This is a genomic window from Xanthobacter sp. BG11Y11_SDJG (genome assembly GCF_057364445.1).
Window position 1 is genome coordinate 1 of the sequence record NZ_JBNFNU010000501.1, and the last position, 2615, is coordinate 2615.

3 protein-coding genes and 1 pseudogene are annotated in these 2615 nt (G+C 68.6%); 3 read left to right on the top strand and 1 reads right to left on the bottom strand.

Annotated features, from left to right (window positions below):
• Positions 1 to 811 (bottom strand): enoyl-CoA hydratase (locus AC2W7M_RS23495; RefSeq protein ID WP_486135351.1); only part of this gene is annotated, 811 nt, incomplete at its 3' end.
• Between the two features lie 208 nt (positions 812 to 1019).
• On the opposite strand from AC2W7M_RS23495, the gene AC2W7M_RS23500 reads away from it, so the two are divergent.
• From AC2W7M_RS23500 to mog, 3 genes and pseudogenes are all read left to right on the top strand, one after another.
• Positions 1020 to 1460, top strand: coding sequence for a hypothetical protein (locus AC2W7M_RS23500; protein ID WP_486135352.1), 441 nt, complete (start codon positions 1020 to 1022; stop codon positions 1458 to 1460).
• A gap of 30 nt (positions 1461 to 1490) precedes the next feature.
• Entirely contained in the window at positions 1491 to 1742 is a 252-nt protein-coding gene (locus AC2W7M_RS23505) for a hypothetical protein (protein WP_486135354.1), read from the top strand.
• Positions 1743 to 1932: 190 nt separating this feature from the next.
• A pseudogene (mog, locus tag AC2W7M_RS23510) lies at positions 1933 to 2467 on the top strand (molybdopterin adenylyltransferase).
• Positions 2468 to 2615 lie beyond the last annotated feature (148 nt).

Sequence of the window (2615 nt, forward strand, 5' to 3'; positions counted from 1 at the left end):
CCCAGGCCGCGCGCGCCGGCCCGGGGCGGCCGGCGCCCTCACGCGCTGGAACTTCGGCTGCGCGCTTCTCGACGAAGGCGGTCATGCCTTCCTTCTGGTCGGCGAAGGCGAACTGCGACTGGAACACCCGACGCTCGAAGCGGATGCCCTCGGTGAGCGTGGTCTCATAGGCCCGGTTCACGCTTTCCTTGGTCTGCATGGCCACCGGCAGCGACATGTCGGCGATGGTCTTCGCCACCTTGAGCGCCTCGGCCACGAGGTCGGCGGCGGGCACCACGCGGGAGACGAGGCCGGCGCGCTCGGCTTCGGCGGCGTCCATCATGCGGCCGGTGAGGCACATCTCCATGGCCTTGGACTTGCCGACGAAGCGGGTGAGCCGCTGGGTGCCGCCGGAGCCGGGCATGACGCCGAGCTTGATCTCCGGCTGGCCGAACTTCGCCGTGTCAGCGGCGAGGATGAAGTCGCACATCATGGCGAGCTCGCAGCCGCCGCCGAGCGCGAAGCCCGCCACCGCGGCGACGACCGGCTTGCGCGCGCGCGACAGGCGCTCCCACGAGGTGATGTAGTCGTCGAGATAGGTCTCGGGGTAGGAATAGTCCTGCATCTGCTTGATGTCGGCGCCCGCCGCGAAGGCCTTCTCCGATCCGGTGAGCACCATGCAGCCGATGCCGCGGTCGGCCTCGAATTCGTCGAGCACGGTGTTGAGCTCGCCGATCAGCACGGAATTGAGCGCGTTCAGCGCCTGCGGCCGGTTAAGGCGGATCAGCCCAACCCGCTCGTGCCGCTCAACCAGGATCGTTTCGTAAGCCATCTTGTGCCTCCCATCCCCGCCCCGTGACGCGGCGGGCTCCGTGCATTTAGTGCGGGTCGGCCAAAAGGAAAAGGAAGTCGGGCCGGAGGACGGGCGCGGCCGGCCCTTGCGTCCGCGCAGGTGCGACCATTGCCGACGCACCCGGTAAACGTTATAAGTGTATCAAGCATTTCTTCGATCATTGCGATATGGTTCCGGAGGCCGGCCCATGGACACCCCGCTCGCAAATCCTCAGCTCCTGCCGCAAATCCTCGCCCTCGTGTTGATCGCCGCAAGCTATGTGTTCGGCATGATCATGCTGTGGCTGGTGGTGGTCCATCTCCAGCACCGGGAGACCGACGGGACGTTCTCCTGGACCCTCACCCGCGCGCTCTCGGAAAAGAGCGAAATCAACGACCCGGCCTTGCCTGCGGGGGAGCGCTTCACCTACGCCCCGAGCTCCAGCCGCCTCATCGCCTTCATGGGAATGGGCGTGATCCTGATCCTGTTCCTCGGCGTGGGCGCCGTGAGCATCTGGCAGGGGCTGGTGCGCAACGCCTTCCCCGAGCTCGACAATATCGGCTGGTTCCTGACCGCCGGGGCGAGCATGTTCGTGCCTTATGCCGCCAACCAGATCGCCGGCGCCTTCACGGCGCTGCGCCAGAAGTGACGCCGCCCGCATCACTCGCGGCCAGAAGTCGTGCGCGGCGATGCTGATGAGGCGGACGTCGATCTCAAGCGCCGGCCGGACGACCTCACCATGAACGCGGTGGTGGGCGTTTTGCTGCGCGGGCTCGAATACTTCAACGGACTGCTGCTCCTCATCACCCACCGCGTCGACGACCTCGACGAGGCGATCGTCTCGCGCGGCATCGCGCGCATCGCGTCATCCACCGGGCGCGAGCGACCGGCGCAAGATCTGGCAGGCGATGGCGGGGCCGTTCGGCCTTGATCTCTTCGGCGCGCAGCTGGAGGCGCTGGTGCGCCCGTTGCCGCAGGCGCGCGGGCGCGACATTAAGGGGCGCGCCAAGCGGGTGGCGACGTTCTGAGCCGGGTCGCGGCATGCGGCGGCGCTTGCTTTCGGCGCCAAGCGGGGGCACCACTCGCGCAAGGCCCCGCACACCCGGACGGACGCAACGCTCATGGCACAGGCGCGCATCGGCATCCTCACCATCTCCGACCGGGCGAGCGCCGGCGCCTATGAGGACAAGAGCGGCCCGGCCATCGAGGCGTGGCTGCGGCGAGCCATTTCGAGCCCGTGGGAGGCCGATTACCGGGTCATTCCCGACGGCCTGGACAGCGTGCGGGACACCCTCATCTATCTGTGCGACGTGGAACGGCTCGATCTGGTGCTGACCACCGGGGGGACCGGGCCGGCGCCGCGCGATCTCACCCCGGAGGCCATGGCGGCGGTGGTGGAGAAGCCGCTGCCGGGCTTCGGCGAGCAGATGCGGCGCATCAGCCTCACCGAGGTGCCCACCGCGATCCTCTCGCGCCAGGAGGCGGGGGTGCGGGGCAAGACCTTGATCATCAACCTTCCCGGCAAGCCGGCCTCGATCTCGGTGTGTCTCGACGCGGTGTTTTCCGGCGGTGCCCTATGCCCTCGATCTGATCGGCGCGGCGCGCATCGAGACCCATGCGGAGGTCATCGCCGCGTTCCGGCCGAAGGGCGCCTAGGCCGGGGATTTCGGGATCAGGAGCCGCGCGGTCCGCCGCAGGACGCCGCTGGCTCCGACACATCCGGTCCCACCCGATCCAGCTCGCCGATCGTCGGTCCGGACAGCAACGAACACCCCGGAGCGGGGGGGCCGCTCCGGGGTGTTTC